This is a genomic window from Bradyrhizobium agreste, from assembly GCF_016031625.1.
In the GTDB taxonomy this organism is placed as follows: Bacteria; Pseudomonadota; Alphaproteobacteria; order Rhizobiales; family Xanthobacteraceae; genus Bradyrhizobium; species Bradyrhizobium agreste.
On sequence record NZ_JACCHP010000021.1, the window covers coordinates 178,422 to 193,518 of the forward strand.

The following is a 15,097-nucleotide window of genomic DNA, read 5'->3' on the forward strand; positions in this document are numbered from 1 at the left end:
TCACGACCGGGCCTCGGCGGGCAAGCAACGGTGTTTTCGAGAGTAATGATCCGCTCCTTCCTGACCGTCTCGACGGGAACGCTGGCCTCGCGCCTCCTGGGTTTTGCCCGCGATTCCCTGATTGCGGCGCTGCTCGGCACCGGCGCCGTGGCGGACGCGTTTCTGGCGGCGTTCCAGCTCGTCAACGTGGTGCGGCGGCTGCTCAGCGAGGGCGCGCTGAACGCGGCGCTGATCCCGGCCTGGCTGCGGGTGCGGGACCGCGACGGGGTGGCGGAAGCCGCGGCGTTCGCCGGGCGTGTGCTCGGCACGGTCAGCGCGGCCCTGATCGCGATCTCGCTCCTGATCGCATTGTTGATGCCGTTGATCATGACGGTCATCGCGCCGGGATTCCTCGGCAGCGGCACGCTCGATCTCGCGGTTCAGAACGCGCGGCTGATGCTGCCCTATCTCGCCTTCGCCGGTCCCGTCACCGTGCTGATGGGATTGCTCAATGCGCAGGGACGCTTCGCGCTGACGGCATTCTCGCCGCTGCTGTTCAACATTGCGCTGATCGCCGCGATCGCGATGCTGCTCGTCGGACGCGCAGACGCCGGCTTCGCCGCATGGATCCTGGCGGCGACCGTTGGTCTCGCCGGCCTGCTGCAACTCTTGATGCTGCTGTCGCAGCGAAGCGCGCGCCTTGCGACACCGCTGCGCGTCAGCCTCGACAAGGAGATGCGCGGCTTCTTCGCCAAGGCGGTCCCCGGCATGATCGCAAGCTCGGGTCCGCAATGGCTGATGGTGGCCGGCGCGATCATCGCATCCGCGATGCCGTCCGCGGTGTCCTGGCTCTATTTCGCCAACCGCCTGATCGAGCTGCCGCTCGGCATCGTCGGCGTCGCCATGGGCACGGTGCTGGTGCCGGAGCTGACGCGCGCCGTCGCTAGCTCCGATCGCGACGCGGTGGCACATGCCGAATCCCGCGCGCTGGAGCTTGCGGCCGGGCTGGCGCTGCCGGCCACCCTCGGCCTGATCGTCTTGGCCGAGCCGATCGTGCGGCTATTGTTCGAGCATGGTGCGTTCGGCGCGGCGGACAGCGCGGCGACCGCGCACGCGCTGATGTGGCTGGCGCTGGGGCTACCGGCGCATGTGCTGATCAAGGCGCTGTCACCGGCGTTCTACGCCCGCAGCGACACGATGACGCCACTCAAGGCCACCGCCGAAGGTGTTGTGGTTGCGGTCGCGCTGGCAGTTCTGCTCGGACATTTCTTCGGCGCGAGCGGGATCGCGGCGAGCATCGCGGCCGGCGCCTGGAGCAGCGCGCTCTCGCTGCTCCGAAAGGGCGCGCGCGAGTTCGGGTTCTCGATTGACGCCGGCGCCCGCAAGCGATTGCCGCGGATCGTGCTGGCCGCGATCGCCATGGGCGCCCTGCTCTGGCTGACCGCGGGATTGGTGCCGGCCGAGACCCATAGCTTGGTTAAATTCCTCGTGCTGGGTGTGCAGATCGCGGCCGGGATCGCCGTCTACGGCCTGCTGCTGCAGATCCTCGGGGCCGCCTCCTGGCGCGAGGCGGTTAACGTGCTCAAACGACCGGCACGTTAGCGCGCTCGCGCGGAGGCTCTTCACCTCTCCCAAGGGGAGTGGTGGAATTGCCCTTGACGGGGCAGCGCCGCTGTTGGAAACGACGACCGAATACCTATGGGAAGGCTGACCATGCCATTCGTTGAACGGGTCTTTTCGGGCGTCCAGCCGACGGGCAATCTGCACCTCGGCAATTACCTCGGCGCCATCGTCAACTTCGTGAAGATGCAGGAAACCCACAATTGCATCTATTGCGTCGTCGACATGCATGCGATCACGCAAGGGGTGGACGTCTGGGGCGGGCCGGTCGAGCTCGCGCGCAACACCCGCGAGGTGACCGCCGCGTTCATCGCCGCCGGCATCGATCCGAAGAAGCACATCGTGTTCAACCAGAGCCAGGTCTCCGGTCATGCCGAGCTCGCCTGGATCTTCAACTGCGTCGCGCGCACCGGCTGGCTCGACCGCATGACCCAGTTCAAGGAGAAGGCCGGCAAGAATCGCGAGAATGCCTCGGTCGGACTGTACGACTATCCCGTGCTGATGGCCGCCGACATTCTGCTCTACCGCGCCACCCACGTTCCCGTGGGCGAGGACCAGAAGCAGCATCTCGAGCTCTCGCGCGACATCGCGCAGAAGTTCAACAACGACTTCGGCGACTCGATCCGCGCGCAGGGCACCAATGACGGGCTGTTCTTCCCGCTGCCGGAACCCCTGATCACGGGTCCGGCGACGCGCGTGATGAGCCTGCGCGACGGCACCAAGAAGATGTCGAAGTCGGACGCCTCCGACAATTCGCGCATCAATCTCACCGACGATGCCGACACCATCGCGCAGAAGATCCGCAAGGCGAAGACCGATCCGGAGCCGCTGCCGACGGAAGAGAAGGGCCTGGACGCGCGGCCCGAGGCCGACAATCTCGTCGGCATCTTCGCGGCGCTCTCCGGCCGTTCCAAGGCGGAGGTGCTGCGCGATTTCGGCGGCGGCCAGTTCTCCAGCTTCAAGAACGCGCTGGCGGAGCTGTGCGTGACAAAACTCGCGCCAATCGCCGGCGAGATGAAGCGCCTCGTCGCCGATCCCGGCCATATCGACGCGATTCTGAACGAGGGATCCGACCGGGCGCGCGCGATCGCCGACGAGACCATGAAGCTCTCCAAGGACATCGTCGGCTTCATCCGCCGGCGCTAAGGCGTCATCGCAAGACCGGCTGGCGCCATGGCGCCGGCCGCTTCGCCTCTCCCAAACATTGCGGGAGTGTGGCAGCATGCTTCCCGTGCACAATCCGGGACATGCATGACCAGCAAGCGACTTTGCTACGAGCCGGGTCACAAGCCCAAATGCCTCGTCATCGTCGACGACAGCGCCGAATGGGATCGCGCCGTCTATTACGCCGCCCGCTGGGCGATCCGCGCCGGCGGCGGCGTGGTCATGCTGCGCATCATCGAGCCGGAGCAGCAGAGCCAGGAATGGCTCGGCGTCGCCGACATCATGCGCGCCGAGGCGCAGGAAGCTGCCGAGGCCGCGCTCGACCGCGCCGCGGGCAGAGCCAACGGCATCGCCGCGATCACGCCGGAACGGGTGATCCGCGAAGGTGAGGCGTTGGAGCAGCTGCTCGCTGTGATCGACGAGGACCCCGATATCGCCATGCTGGTGCTCGCCGCCAATCCCGGCGCGGAAGGGCCGGGACCTCTGGTCACGCTGCTCGCAAATGCGCTCGGCACGTTCCCGGTGCCGGTGACGATCATCTCGGGCGCGCTGAGCGACCAGAGCGTGGATTCGCTGTCGTAGCGGCGGTGCCTCTTACCCTCCCCTGGAGGGACCCTGGAGGGGGGAGGGTCGGCTCACATCTGAACGCAGCCAAGATGAGAGACGGGGTGGGGTGACGGTCTCTCCTCATCCAACAGTGCCCGTGTGGAGAGATCACCCCGCCCCGCTCGCGCTGCGCGCGATCGACCCTCCCCCTCCAGGGCCCTCCAGGGGAGGGTAAGTAAGAAGGCCGCTAACCCGCTGAAATGACACCAGAACGCCGTTCCGACCCCTTGACCGTGCGTTCCCCATCGCCATCTGCTAGGGGATAGAGCACGCGCCGGCCTTGAACCGGCGACGTCTGGAGAAACCCATGTTCATTCAAACCGAAGCCACCCCCAATCCCGCCACGCTGAAGTTCATTCCCGGCCGCGTCGTAGTCGATGGCGGCCCGATGGAGTTTGCGAGCCGCGAATCGGCGGCGCGTTCTCCGCTCGCCGAAAAGCTGTTCGACGTGCCGGGCGTCACCGGCGTGTTCTACGGATCGGACTTCATCACCGTGACCAAAGCGAGCGGCGAATGGCAGCAGCTCAAGCCGGCGATCCTCGGGGCCATCATGGAGCACTACATGTCGGGGGCGCCGCTGCTTGCCGACGGCACGGTCACGAGCGAGGCCGATCTCGACGACCAGGACGAGTTCTTCGACGAGGCCGACGCCGAGACCGTCGACGTGATCAAGGACCTGATCGAGACTCGCGTGCGGCCCGCCGTCGCCAATGACGGCGGCGACATCACCTTTCGCGGCTTCAAGGACGGTATCGTCTATCTCAACATGAAGGGCGCCTGCTCCGGCTGCCCGTCATCGACGGCGACGCTCCAGCACGGCATCCAGAACCTGCTCCGGCACTTCGTGCCTGACGTGGTCGAAGTCCGGCCGATGTAAGCGCCGTTCACGCCGCCTTCTGCTTCGCGGTGATCAGCTTGCGGTTGATCAAAACTTCCGCGATCTGGATCGCGTTGAGGGCGGCGCCCTTGCGTAAGTTATCGGACACGCACCAGAGCACGAGGCCGTTCTCCACCGTCGCGTCCTCGCGGATGCGGCTGATGTAAGTCGCGTCCTCGCCGGCCGCCTCGTAGGGTGTCGCGTAGCCGCCGGGCTCCTGCTTGTCGATCACGAGGCAGCCCGGCGCCTTGCGCAGGATCTCGCGCGCATCGTCCGCACTGATCGGATTCTCGAACTCGATGTTGACGGCCTCGGAATGGCCGACGAACACGGGCACGCGCACGCAGGTGGCGGAGAGCTTGATCTTGGGATCCAGGATCTTCTTGGTCTCCGCCATCATCTTCCACTCTTCCTTGGTGTAGCCGTCCTCCATGAAGACGTCGATGTGGGGGATGACGTTGAAGGCGATGCGCTTGGGGAATTTCTTCGCGACCAGTTCGTCGTTGGTGTAGACGGCCTTGGTCTGCGAGAACAATTCGTCCATCGCGTCCTTGCCGGCGCCCGATACCGACTGATAGGTCGAGACCACGACGCGCTTGATCGTCGCCTTGTCGTGCAACGGCTTGAGCGCGACGACGAGCTGCGCGGTCGAGCAGTTCGGGTTGGCGATGATGTTCTTCTTCTTGAAGCCTTCGGTCGCGGCCGCATTCACCTCGGGCACGATCAGCGGCACATCCGGATCCATGCGCCAGGCCGAGGAATTGTCGATCACCACAGCGCCGGCGGCGCCGATCTTCGGCGACCATTCCTTCGACACCGCTCCCCCCGCTGACATCAGGCAGATGTCGACGTCGGAGAAGTCGTAATGCTCGAGCGCTTTGACCTTCAGGGTGCGGTCGCCGTAGGAGACCTCGACGCCGACGCTGCGGCGTGAGGCCAGGGCCACAACCTCGTCCGCGGGAAATTTGCGCTCATCCAGGATGTTGAGCATTTCCCGACCGACATTGCCGGTCGCGCCGACGACTGCGACTTTGTAACCCATCGTTCACTCTCCGATGAAAAAGCCCGTTCCCGAAGCTGACGCTTAAACAGGAAGAGCAGCGCTTCTATGCGAGAACCGGCCTCAAGACAACGTGGGACCCTGCCTGAAGGCCGTGGATGCAGTCGCCTGAGGCCAGCACGGCCGTTAGCCCTACCCAGATCCAGCTGACGCTCTTGGCCGTCGCCGACGAGGTGGTCGGCACGCTGGCGCATCTGATCGCCTATGTGGGGGCGCTCGCCCTGTTTGCCATCCTCGCCCTCGCAGGCCTCGGACAGCTGCCTGACCTCCGGGGCGATGGTCCCGCGGACGGACCGGGCTGGAGCATCGCCGACCGCTCGCACCCGGCCTTCGCCGTTAGTCGGACCGATTCGTCAGAGAAACCAGCCTCTTACACCATCCTTCGGCATCCCGAAGGCGGCCGCAGGGACGTGCTGCGCTGGACCGACATGGCGGACAAGCCGGTGGCCGAACTCGAGATCTACCGCCAAGGCGCCGAATTCGACGTGACACGGCCGGCGGCCGCGGGTCTGGCCGATCGGATGGGTTTGGGTACAGATGCCCCGTTCGAGCAGGCCGGCCTGATCGACACCAAATTCGGCCCCGTTGCCCTGTTCCGGCCGGTCGGCGCGGCGGAGGGGACGCGGGCCTGCCTCGGCTATCTCAAGCGCTACGAGGAGCCGGGCTTGCAGATCTCCGGCTTCTCCTGCCAGGGCGACAGTTTGCCCGCCCGCCGCGCGGCGATCGCCTGCACTTTGAACCGGCTGACACTGCTGGCCTCGGGCAACGAGCCCAGGCTGGCGGAATTGTTCGCCCATGCCGAGCTCAGGCGCCGTGGCTGCGACCTGAAGGGTTCGCCGGACTGGCTGCTGGGCGCCGCGAACGCGCAATTGCGCGGAGCGCTTTGACCTGCATCAAGGATTCTGCATCAAGCTCAAGTGGCTGGTTTGCATGCAACTTTTGCCGGCGCGCTCGATTATTCCGAGCTGGTGTGACCCAATTGACCTAGTTGCGTCCGCCCCGGCCGGGCTAGTATGGGGTGAAATCGACTGGCGGCCTGCCGCCTGAAGGGGACGTGATGAGCTTGAAATTTTCTGCCGCGAACAAACTGGCGACATTGCTTGCGGCGGGCGCCGCAATTGCCATCGCGTTCGCGACCCCGGCTTCCGCCGAAACCCGGACCAAGCAGCGCTATGACGAGCGCGGTCGGCCCTATTACGGCCCGAGCGGTCCCAACGCGATCTACCAGCAGGGCCGCACCCGCATCTATGTGAGCAAGCGCTCCTGGCTCGACGGCGGCACCGAGGTCAATCCGGGCGACCGCAAGTTCACCGACTACGCCTTCCCGCCGGCGGTGGGCTATCCGTCCTTCGCCCGCGAGAACCTCAACCGTCCGATCGACCGCCAGCCGCTCTCGCCTCCGCAGGATGTCGGCGGCTATCCGCAGAACTTCCCGCTGTACTGAGGCGGGGAGCGATCCGAATCAAAATGGCCGGGCTTACGCTCGGCCATTTTTGTTTTTCACGAGATGCCTTCGCCTCACGCGTTCGCGGCCGGATCGTAACGCCGGCAAAATTCTTCGATGGCCTCGGAGCGGAAATCAGCGAGGCGCTCGAAGATCAGCGCATCCGGCCAATCCCACCAGGCGATGCGGCGCAGGCTTGCCGCAACGGAATCGTCGAAGCGCTTGCGGATCGGACGGGCGGGAACGCCGCCAACGATGGTATAGGGCTCGACATCGCGGCTGACGACCGCGCCGGCGGCGATCACCGCGCCGTCGCCGACGCTCACGCCCGGCAGCAGGATGGCGGCGTGGCCGATCCAGACGTCGTTGCCGACGATCACCCGGTCGCCGCGCCTACCTGCGAAAAAGTCGCGGTCGCGCGTCGCGCCCGCCTCGTAATATTCGGGGACATAGGTGAAGCGGTGCTGGGACGGACGGCCCATCGGGTGGTTCGGTGCGCCGATCCGCACCGAATTGGCGATTGCCGTGAACTTGCCGATCACGGCATCGGCGACGTCGCAATTCTCGCCGAGATAGGAATAGTCGCCGAGCGAGGCATATTCGATGCGCGTGTCCGCGAGCACCTCGCAGCGGCGCCCGATCTGCGCCTCGCGCAGGCGCACCGTCTCATGGATGACGGTTTCCGCGATCTTGGGGCGGGATGCATCCATGAGACAGCTCCGAGTGCCGTAGCCCGGATGGAGCGAAGCGTAATCCGGGAAGATCTATCCGCAGGGCGAACCCGGATTTCGCTACGCTCCATCCGGGCTACGATTCTGCCGCCTTACGCGTGCAGCTTCTGCAATTCCTTCAGGATCGCTTCGCCCATCTGCGTGGTCGAGGCCGAGGTGGTGCCTTCCGACTTGATGTCGGCGGTGCGCAGGCCGCTGGCCAGCACGGCGGCGATGGCCTGGTCGACCTTGTCGGCGAGCTCGCCCATGTCGAAGGAATAGCGCAGCGCCATGCCGAACGACGAGATCATCGCGATCGGATTGGCGAGGCCCTTGCCGGCGATATCGGGGGCCGAACCGTGCACGGGCTCGTACAGCGCCTTGCGCTTCTTGGTCTTGACGTCGACCTCGCCGAGCGAGGCCGAGGGCAGCATGCCGAGCGAGCCGGTGAGCATCGCCGCGATGTCGGAGAGCATGTCGCCGAACAGATTGTCCGTGACGATGACGTCGAACTGCTTCGGCCATTTCACCAGCATCATGCCGCCGGAATCGGCGAGCTGATGCTCGAGCGTGACGTCGGGATATTCGCGCTTGTGGACCTGGGTCATGACTTCGTTCCAGAGCACGCCCGACTTCATGACGTTGCGCTTCTCCATCGACGTCACCTTGTTCCTGCGCTTCCTGGCAAGCTCGAAGGCGACGCGGCCGATGCGCTCGATCTCATAGGTGTCGTAGACCTGGGTATCGATGGCGCGCTTCTGGCCGTTGCCGAGATCGGTGATGGTCTTGGGCTCGCCGAAATAGACGCCGCCGGTGAGCTCGCGCACGATGACGATGTCGAGGCCCTCGACCGCCTCGCGCTTCAGGCTCGAGGCATCCGCCAGCGCCGGATAGCACACGGCGGGACGGAGGTTGGCAAACAGCGCAAGATCCTTGCGCAGGCGCAAGAGGCCGGCTTCCGGGCGCACCTCGTAAGGCACGGCATCCCACTTCGGGCCGCCGACCGCGCCGAAGATCACGGCGTCGGCGTCCTTGGCCTTGGCCATGTCGCCTTCAGAGATCGACACCTTGTGCGCGTCATAGGCGGAGCCGCCGACGAGCCCGGTGTCGGTCTCGAACCTGGCGATCCCGGCCGAATTGAGCCAGTCGATCAGCCGCTTCACCTCGCCCATCACCTCGGGGCCGATACCGTCGCCGGGGAGCAGCAGCAGTTTGTGGGTCGCCATGGTCGTGTCCTTTTCGATCCTCTCTCGTCATTCCGGGTCGCGAGCAAAGCGAGCGAGCCCGGAATCCATCGGGCCACAGCGCAAGCGGGGAAATGGATTCCGGGCTCGCGCTTCGCGCGCCCCGGAATGACGGTCGGCCGGAGTGCTAGAGCGGCGTTGCGCGCTTGGCAAGACACCATTGCCGGGGTGCGGCTGTGCAAGGCGGGCGGGGCCTGCCACACTGGACAGGCCGGAGTATTCCCTTGCACGCCCCCGACCGCGCCCCGTCCTACGCACATCCCGCACGGCTGATCCTGATCCTGTCGCTCGCCGCCACCGTCGGGCTCGGCATCGGCCGCTTTGCCTATGCGCTGGTGCTCCCCGACATGCGGGAGACCCTCGGCTGGTCCTACTCGGCGGCCGGTTTCATGAACACGATCAACGCCGTCGGCTATCTCGTGGGCGCGCTGCTGGCGTCCCGCCTGATCCAGCGCGTCGGCTGGGCGGCCGCGATCCGCGGTGGAACCGTCGCCTGCGTCGTCGCGCTCGCCACCTGCGCGCTGACGGGGAATTTCGTCGCGCTGAGCCTGGCGCGCCTGGTGCTGGGCCTGGGTGCGGCGGCCGGTTTCGTCGCCGGCGGCGCGCTGGCCGCCACCATCGCCCAATCGCGGCCCGAACGCGCCAATTTCCTGCTGAGCTTGTTCTATGCCGGACCCGGCATCGGCATTCTGTCCTCGGGGCTGATCGCCCCGTTCACGCTGCAATATTTCGGCTCCGGTTCATGGTGGATCGTGTGGTGGGCGCTGACGCTGCTGTCAGTCGCGATGACGATCCCGCTGTTCCTGATCCGCATCGAGAGCAGTGTCCGCTTTTCGGAAGGCGGTCACGGCTCGTTCGCGATCCTCCCCGTGTTGATTTATCTCGCCGGCTACTTCCTGTTCGGCGCCGGCTACATCGCCTACATGACCTTCATGATCGCCTATGTGCGCGACGGCGGCGGCGGGGCCATGGCGCAGGCTGCGTTCTGGGGCCTGATTGGCCTATCCGCGTTCGTGACGCCCTGGGCCTGGCGCGGCGTGCTGGCACTCGATCGCGGCGGACTTGCCACCGCCATCATCCTCGGCACCAACGCAGCCGGCGCAGCGCTGCCGATGCTCGGGCATTCGCCGGCCTGGCTCGCGATCTCGGCGGTCGTGTTCGGCGTCGCCTTCTTCGCCGTGGTCGGCTCGACCACCGCCTTCGTGCGCTTCAATTATCCGCCGCAGGTGTGGCCGACCGCGATCGCGGCGATGACGATCTCGTTCGGCGTCGGCCAGACGCTCGGGCCGATCGTGGTCGGCGCGATCACGGATGCGCTCGGAAGCCTGAGCTACGCGCTGAATGTGTCGGCGGCGCTATTGGCGCTGGGGGCGGTTGCGGCGTTGTGCCAGAGGAAGGTGGCCGGAAGGGCGAATGGTGAATAGCGAATGGCGAATTGAGCCTGGATAGGCTTCATTGCTCCCTACTCGCTACTCCCCATTCGCTATTCGCCCTCTCAGCTCCCACTGAACGAATTGTACCCCTGATCTTCCCAATAGCCGCCCTTGTAGTCGTTGGTGACTTCCATCGAGACCACGTATTTCGGGTTCTTGAAGCCGAGCTTGGTCGGCACGCGGATCTTCATCGGGAAGCCGTAGGCGCGCGGGAGGATTTCGTTTGCGTATTTGAACGTCATTTGCGTCTGCGGATGCAGCGCGCTACGCATGTCCAAGGGCGAGTTGTAGCCGTCCTTGTCGGCGCACTGGAACCAGACGTATTTGGCCCGCGTGTCGGCGCCGATCAGCTTGAGAAAATCGCGCAAGGGCGTGCCGGTCCAGCTGCCGATCGCGCTCCAGCCCTCGACGCAGATGTGACGCGTGATCTGCGTGACCTGGGGCAGCTTGTGGAGCTCGTCCAGCGTCCAGGACTTCTTGTTGTCGACGAGGCCGCGCACCTCGAGCTTCCAATCCGCGGCCGAGATGTCGGGCGCGTCGTCGAGATCGTAATAGGCGTTGAACGGGAACGGCTTCGTGATTGCGCTTTCGGGAAAGGTCGGCGCCAGCGCGTCGGGATTGAAGATGAAGGCCTGCACCGCGTCGTTGAATTTCGAGACGCTCTTCAGCATCTCCTCGGCCGACGAGGAGTCGACGACGTCACAGCCGGTGAGCAGCGTCAGCGCGCCCAAGCTGGCGCCGCCCGCGATGAAGCGGCGGCGGGTGACGTCAGGCATCGTCTTGATGGAGTCCTTGATCAGCAATCGTTTGTCGACGCCGGGGATCAGGAAAGGACGTTTGGCCATGACAATTCTCCTAATCAGCGGCCAATGATCATCGCGCGCAGGCTCTTCGGCACCAAGAGCGCGAGCAGGACGTGGATGACGAGGAAGGCGCAGATCGCGGCCATGCAGAAGAAGTGGACATAGCGCGCGGTCGGATAGTCGCCGAACAGCATCACGAGATAATAGAGCTGGACCGGCTTCCACATGCCGAGGCCGGACAGCACGATCAACACGCCGACCACGATGATGCCGGCATAGAGCAGGCGCTGCACGTAATTGTAGACGGTGAGATCGTCATGGCCGAGCTTGAAGGTCAGCGCAGCCCTGACGTCGTGCAGCACGCCCGCCGGCGTGATCGGCAGCAGCTTCTTGCGGAAGCGGCCGGTGGCAAAGCCGGTGACGAGATAGGCAAGGCCATTGATCATCAGCAGCCACATCGCGGCGAAGTGCCAGAGCAGGCCGCCGCCGAGCCAGCCACCCAGCGTGTATTCGCGCGGGAATCTGAAGTCGAACAGCGGCGAGGCATTGTAGATCTGCCAGCCCGACAGGATCATCAGGATCATGGCAAGGGCGTTGATCCAATGCATGACCCGCACCCAGGCCGGCTGGATCACTTTGGACTTGGTGGCCCTGACCTGCTCGTCGGTGACTGTGAGGCTCGCCATGGCGGGTTCCATTCTGAGGTCGTGTGACAGCGATTATACGCCGGTGCATCGGCTTTCGTTACACCCGTCGGCCATCGAATCGATGCCGTCAGGCTATTATGGTCACAAAAAAGCGAGCCGGGTCTCCCCGGCTCGCGGTCTGAAACCATCCTGTTCGGGGATGAAACAGGATCGCGCGGTGTTACGTCGCCGGCATCAGCACGGTGTCGACCACATGGATCACGCCGTTCGACTGATTGACGTTGGAGATCGTCACCATGGAGGTGCCGCCCTTGGCGTCGACGATCCAGACCTTGCCGTCCATTTTCTTGACCGTCAGCTCCTCGCCTTCCGCGGTCTTCAGCTTCTTGCCGTCGGTGAGGTCGGAGGCCTCGAGCTTGCCGGGCACGACGTGGTAGGTGAGGATCTTGGTCAGCGTCGCCTTGTTCTCGGGCTTGACCAGATTGTCGACGGTGCCGGCCGGCAGCTTGCCGAAGGCGGCGTTGGTCGGCGCGAACACCGTGAACGGGCCCTTGCCTTCGAGCGTCGGCACCAGGCCGGCCGCCTTCACCGCCGCCACCAGCGTGGTGTGGTCCTTGGAGTTGACCGCGTTCTGGACGATGTTCTTGGACGGATACATCGCGGCGCCGCCGACCATCACGGTCTTTTCCTCGGCACTGACGGGCGCGACGGCGGTCGCGGTGAGGGCCAGGGCGCTGAAGGCGGCGGCAGCGAGATAGGCAATGCGCTTCGACATGAGAGAGTCTCCCGATTGAATTGAGACCGGCGAGAGCCGGCGTTGAGCTGGGGCAACAACGGCGCCTGCGACAGTTGAGGGTGATGCAGCAGTGCCGTCGTTGGACCGAACTACGCGAGGGTTTGCGGGGCGGTTTCGGGAAAAAATTCTTTGTGATGGGTGAAACTATCGGCGGGGATGTTCGTGTGGTCCGTCCGCTGTCATTGCGAGGAGCCCTTGCGACGAAGCAATCCAGACTGTCTTCGCGGACGCATTCCTGGATTGCCTCGCGGAGAGCTGTCATCGGGCCGCGCTATGCGCGGACCCGTTGGCTCGCAATGACGAGCCCCACGGCTAGGGGCCATCAATCCCTGTTGTTCGGTGTCTGAATGAACCCGCGATTATGCGTCGGGCTGATCAGCACTTCGTTGATGCAGACTCTGGCCGGCATGCTCGCGATGAAGGCGATGGTGCGGCCGAGGTCTTCGGGCTGCAGCATCTTCGCCTGCTCGGCTTCGCTCGGCACCACCGGACGCAGCTTCAGGATCGGCGTCGCCACCTCGCCCGGCATCAGGCAGCAGGCGCGCAGGCCGTTGACACATTCGTCCATGTTGAAGGAATGGGTCAGCGCCAGCACCGCGTGCTTGGTGGTGGTGTATGCCGGGCCCGGCATCTTCGAGACGTGACGGCCGGCCCAGGACGAGACGTTGATGATGGAACCGTCCTGCTGCTTGCGCATCGTCGGCAGCACGGCGCGCATGCAATAAAGCACGCCGTTGAGATTGACCTCGACCAGTTTGTCCCAGCCCTCCAGCTCCATGTCCTTCCAGCTGCGCTTGGGAACATTGCTGCCGGCATTATTGACGAGCAGGTCGATGCGGCCGTGCTTTGCGACGATCTGGTCGGCCACCTGCTGGGCTGCGGCCGCATTGGAGACGTCGAGTGCAATGGCCTCGGCCGCCCCGCCGTCCCTGGTAATGTTCGCCACCACGGCATCGAGGGCTGACTGCCGCCGGCCCGAGACCACCACCATCCAGCCCTCGGCAGCCAACGCCTCGGCGCCGGCCTCCCCGATCCCGCTGCCACCGCCCGTGACCCAGGCCACGCGTTTCCCGTTTCTTGACATGCAAACTGTCTCCGTTGCTTCATCGGGGCGGTTTTTGCTAATTCAGCCCTCGGTTTTGACCGGCCTCAAGCCGGCGAGGAATGTTGCATGAACCAAGCTGCCAACGCCAACCTGTTTTCCCGCCTGTTCGACGGCATCGCCGATCCGACACGGCTCGCGATCGAGACGCATGACGGCGCCCGTATCAGCTATGGCGACCTGATCGCGCGCGCTGGGCAAATGGCGAACGTGCTGGTCGCGCGCGGCGTGAAGCCCGGCGACCGCGTCGCGGTGCAGGTGGAGAAGTCGGTTGCCAACATCGTCCTCTATCTCGGCACGGTGCGCGCGGGCGCGGTCTATCTGCCGCTGAACACAGCCTATACGCTGAACGAGCTCGACTACTTCATCGGCGATGCCGAGCCGTCGCTCGTGGTCTGCGATCCCTCCAAGGCGGAAGGGCTCGCCCCGATCGCAGGCAAGGTGAAGGCGAAGGTCGAGACGCTCGGGGCTGACGGCAAAGGCTCGCTGACCGAGGCCGCCGACAGAGCGAGCCGCGACTTCACGACGGTGCCGCGTGCAAACGACGATCTCGCCGCGATCCTCTACACCTCGGGCACCACCGGCCGCTCCAAGGGCGCGATGCTGACGCATGACAATCTGGCGTCCAACTCGCTCTCGCTCGTCGACTATTGGCGCTTCACCGACAAGGACGTCCTGATCCACGCGCTGCCGATCTACCACACCCACGGCCTGTTCGTGGCAACCAACGTGACGCTGTTCGCGCGCGCCTCGATGATCTTCCTGCCGAAGCTCGATCCGGACTTGATCATCAAGCTGATGGCACGCGCGACGGTGCTGATGGGCGTGCCGACCTTCTACACCCGCCTGCTGCAGAACCCCGCGCTGTCGCATGAGACGACGAAGCACATGCGGCTGTTCATCTCGGGCTCGGCGCCGCTGCTCGCCGAGACCCATCGCGAATGGTCGGCGCGCACGGGCCATGCCGTGCTCGAGCGCTACGGCATGACCGAAACCAACATGAACACCTCGAACCCCTACGACGGCGAGCGCGTGCCCGGCGCCGTCGGCTTCCCGCTGCCGGGCGTCTCTGTGCGCGTGACTGATCCCGAGACAGGGAAGGAGCTGCCGCGCGACGAGATCGGCATGATCGAGGTGAAGGGACCGAACGTCTTCAAGGGCTATTGGCGCATGCCGGAGAAGACCAAGGCCGAATTCCGGCCCGACGGTTTTTTTATCACCGGCGATCTCGGCAAGATCGATGCGAAGGGTTACGTGCACATTCTCGGCCGCGGCAAGGATCTGGTCATCTCCGGCGGCTTCAACGTGTACCCGAAGGAAATCGAGAGCGAGATCGACGCCATGCCCGGCGTGGTGGAGTCCGCCGTGATCGGCGTGCCGCATGCCGATTTCGGCGAGGGCGTCACCGCGGTGCTCGTGCGCCAGGCCGGCGCGAGCATCGATGAAGCGGCCGTGCTGAAGGGCCTCGAAGGACGCCTCGCGAAATTCAAGATGCCGAAGCGCGTCTTCGTGGTCGACGAGCTGCCGCGCAACACCATGGGCAAGGTGCAGAAGAACATTTTGCGCGAGACGTACAAGGATATTTACGCGAAGAAATAAGAGGCAAATGCTC

At 65.0% G+C, this 15,097-nt stretch carries 15 protein-coding genes; 8 read left to right on the forward strand and 7 right to left on the reverse strand.

The window, feature by feature from the left end:
- Window positions 1-45 precede the first annotated feature (45 nt).
- The 4 genes from murJ (at window position 46) to HZZ13_RS28030 (ending at window position 4,246) form a co-directional block, all read left to right on the forward strand.
- Window positions 46-1,581, forward strand: coding sequence for a murein biosynthesis integral membrane protein MurJ (gene murJ, locus HZZ13_RS28015; RefSeq protein WP_197962787.1), 1,536 nt, complete (start codon window positions 46-48; stop codon window positions 1,579-1,581).
- A gap of 111 nt (window positions 1,582-1,692) precedes the next feature.
- Window positions 1,693-2,745 (forward strand): tryptophan--tRNA ligase, encoded by a 1,053-nt coding sequence (trpS, locus tag HZZ13_RS28020; protein WP_197962751.1) that lies wholly within the window; start codon window positions 1,693-1,695, stop codon window positions 2,743-2,745.
- Between the two features lie 105 nt (window positions 2,746-2,850).
- Entirely contained in the window at window positions 2,851-3,345 is a 495-nt protein-coding gene (locus HZZ13_RS28025) for a universal stress protein (RefSeq protein ID WP_197962752.1), read from the forward strand.
- A gap of 331 nt (window positions 3,346-3,676) precedes the next feature.
- Window positions 3,677-4,246, forward strand: a complete 570-nt coding sequence (locus HZZ13_RS28030) for a NifU family protein (RefSeq protein WP_197962753.1) — start codon at window positions 3,677-3,679, stop codon at window positions 4,244-4,246.
- 7 nt (window positions 4,247-4,253) lie between these two features.
- Here HZZ13_RS28030 and HZZ13_RS28035 read toward each other — a convergent pair whose 3' ends face one another.
- Window positions 4,254-5,288, reverse strand: coding sequence for an aspartate-semialdehyde dehydrogenase (locus HZZ13_RS28035; protein ID WP_197962754.1), 1,035 nt, complete (start codon window positions 5,286-5,288; stop codon window positions 4,254-4,256).
- 116 nt (window positions 5,289-5,404) lie between these two features.
- On the opposite strand from HZZ13_RS28035, the gene HZZ13_RS28040 reads away from it, so the two are divergent.
- Window positions 5,405-6,193 carry a hypothetical protein gene (locus HZZ13_RS28040; protein WP_197962755.1) on the forward strand — a complete coding sequence of 263 codons (789 nt, stop codon included), beginning with the start codon at window positions 5,405-5,407 and terminating at the stop codon, window positions 6,191-6,193.
- A gap of 170 nt (window positions 6,194-6,363) precedes the next feature.
- On the forward strand, window positions 6,364-6,750 hold the full coding sequence (locus tag HZZ13_RS28045) for a hypothetical protein (RefSeq protein ID WP_197962756.1): 387 nt from the start codon (window positions 6,364-6,366) through the stop codon (window positions 6,748-6,750).
- A gap of 74 nt (window positions 6,751-6,824) precedes the next feature.
- Here the strand turns inward: HZZ13_RS28045 and HZZ13_RS28050 are convergent, their stop codons facing one another.
- On the reverse strand, window positions 6,825-7,460 hold the full coding sequence (locus HZZ13_RS28050) for a DapH/DapD/GlmU-related protein (protein ID WP_197962757.1): 636 nt from the start codon (window positions 7,458-7,460) through the stop codon (window positions 6,825-6,827).
- A gap of 113 nt (window positions 7,461-7,573) precedes the next feature.
- Entirely contained in the window at window positions 7,574-8,686 is a 1,113-nt protein-coding gene (gene leuB / locus HZZ13_RS28055) for a 3-isopropylmalate dehydrogenase (protein WP_197962758.1), read from the reverse strand.
- Between the two features lie 242 nt (window positions 8,687-8,928).
- Here leuB and HZZ13_RS28060 point away from each other — a divergent pair, with 242 nt between their 5' ends.
- On the forward strand, window positions 8,929-10,128 hold the full coding sequence (locus tag HZZ13_RS28060; protein WP_197962759.1) for a YbfB/YjiJ family MFS transporter: 1,200 nt from the start codon (window positions 8,929-8,931) through the stop codon (window positions 10,126-10,128).
- Between the two features lie 71 nt (window positions 10,129-10,199).
- Here HZZ13_RS28060 and HZZ13_RS28065 read toward each other — a convergent pair whose 3' ends face one another.
- From HZZ13_RS28065 to HZZ13_RS28080, 4 genes are all read right to left on the reverse strand, one after another.
- Complete coding sequence (locus HZZ13_RS28065; protein WP_197962760.1) at window positions 10,200-10,982, reverse strand: molybdopterin-binding protein; 783 nt, start codon at window positions 10,980-10,982, stop codon at window positions 10,200-10,202.
- A gap of 14 nt (window positions 10,983-10,996) precedes the next feature.
- Window positions 10,997-11,626, reverse strand: a complete 630-nt coding sequence (locus HZZ13_RS28070) for a cytochrome b/b6 domain-containing protein (RefSeq protein ID WP_197962761.1) — start codon at window positions 11,624-11,626, stop codon at window positions 10,997-10,999.
- Between the two features lie 181 nt (window positions 11,627-11,807).
- Window positions 11,808-12,362 carry a fasciclin domain-containing protein gene (locus HZZ13_RS28075; RefSeq protein ID WP_197962762.1) on the reverse strand — a complete coding sequence of 185 codons (555 nt, stop codon included), beginning with the start codon at window positions 12,360-12,362 and terminating at the stop codon, window positions 11,808-11,810.
- A gap of 343 nt (window positions 12,363-12,705) precedes the next feature.
- The gene (locus HZZ13_RS28080) at window positions 12,706-13,467 is read right to left on the reverse strand and encodes an SDR family oxidoreductase (protein WP_197962763.1); all 762 of its coding nucleotides are present in this window, start codon (window positions 13,465-13,467) and stop codon (window positions 12,706-12,708) included.
- An 87-nt stretch (window positions 13,468-13,554) separates the two neighbouring features.
- Between HZZ13_RS28080 and HZZ13_RS28085 the strand changes: the two genes are divergently transcribed.
- The gene (locus HZZ13_RS28085) at window positions 13,555-15,084 is read left to right on the forward strand and encodes a malonate--CoA ligase (protein WP_197962764.1); all 1,530 of its coding nucleotides are present in this window, start codon (window positions 13,555-13,557) and stop codon (window positions 15,082-15,084) included.
- Window positions 15,085-15,097 lie beyond the last annotated feature (13 nt).

Bases quoted from the DNA above. Each gene is read 5' to 3' on its own strand.
- murJ (WP_197962787.1), top strand. From the start codon at position 46: ATGATCCGCTCCTTCCTGACCGTCTCGACGGGAACGCTGGCCTCGCGC.
- trpS (WP_197962751.1), top strand. From the start codon at position 1,693: ATGCCATTCGTTGAACGGGTCTTTTCGGGCGTCCAGCCGACGGGCAAT.
- HZZ13_RS28025 (WP_197962752.1), top strand. From the start codon at position 2,851: ATGACCAGCAAGCGACTTTGCTACGAGCCGGGTCACAAGCCCAAATGC.
- HZZ13_RS28030 (WP_197962753.1), top strand. From the start codon at position 3,677: ATGTTCATTCAAACCGAAGCCACCCCCAATCCCGCCACGCTGAAGTTC.
- HZZ13_RS28035 (WP_197962754.1), bottom strand. From the start codon at position 5,288: ATGGGTTACAAAGTCGCAGTCGTCGGCGCGACCGGCAATGTCGGTCGG.
- HZZ13_RS28040 (WP_197962755.1), top strand. From the start codon at position 5,405: ATGCAGTCGCCTGAGGCCAGCACGGCCGTTAGCCCTACCCAGATCCAG.
- HZZ13_RS28045 (WP_197962756.1), top strand. From the start codon at position 6,364: ATGAGCTTGAAATTTTCTGCCGCGAACAAACTGGCGACATTGCTTGCG.
- HZZ13_RS28050 (WP_197962757.1), bottom strand. From the start codon at position 7,460: ATGGATGCATCCCGCCCCAAGATCGCGGAAACCGTCATCCATGAGACG.
- leuB (WP_197962758.1), bottom strand. From the start codon at position 8,686: ATGGCGACCCACAAACTGCTGCTGCTCCCCGGCGACGGTATCGGCCCC.
- HZZ13_RS28065 (WP_197962760.1), bottom strand. From the start codon at position 10,982: ATGGCCAAACGTCCTTTCCTGATCCCCGGCGTCGACAAACGATTGCTG.
- HZZ13_RS28070 (WP_197962761.1), bottom strand. From the start codon at position 11,626: ATGGCGAGCCTCACAGTCACCGACGAGCAGGTCAGGGCCACCAAGTCC.
- HZZ13_RS28075 (WP_197962762.1), bottom strand. From the start codon at position 12,362: ATGTCGAAGCGCATTGCCTATCTCGCTGCCGCCGCCTTCAGCGCCCTG.
- HZZ13_RS28080 (WP_197962763.1), bottom strand. From the start codon at position 13,467: ATGTCAAGAAACGGGAAACGCGTGGCCTGGGTCACGGGCGGTGGCAGC.
- HZZ13_RS28085 (WP_197962764.1), top strand. From the start codon at position 13,555: ATGAACCAAGCTGCCAACGCCAACCTGTTTTCCCGCCTGTTCGACGGC.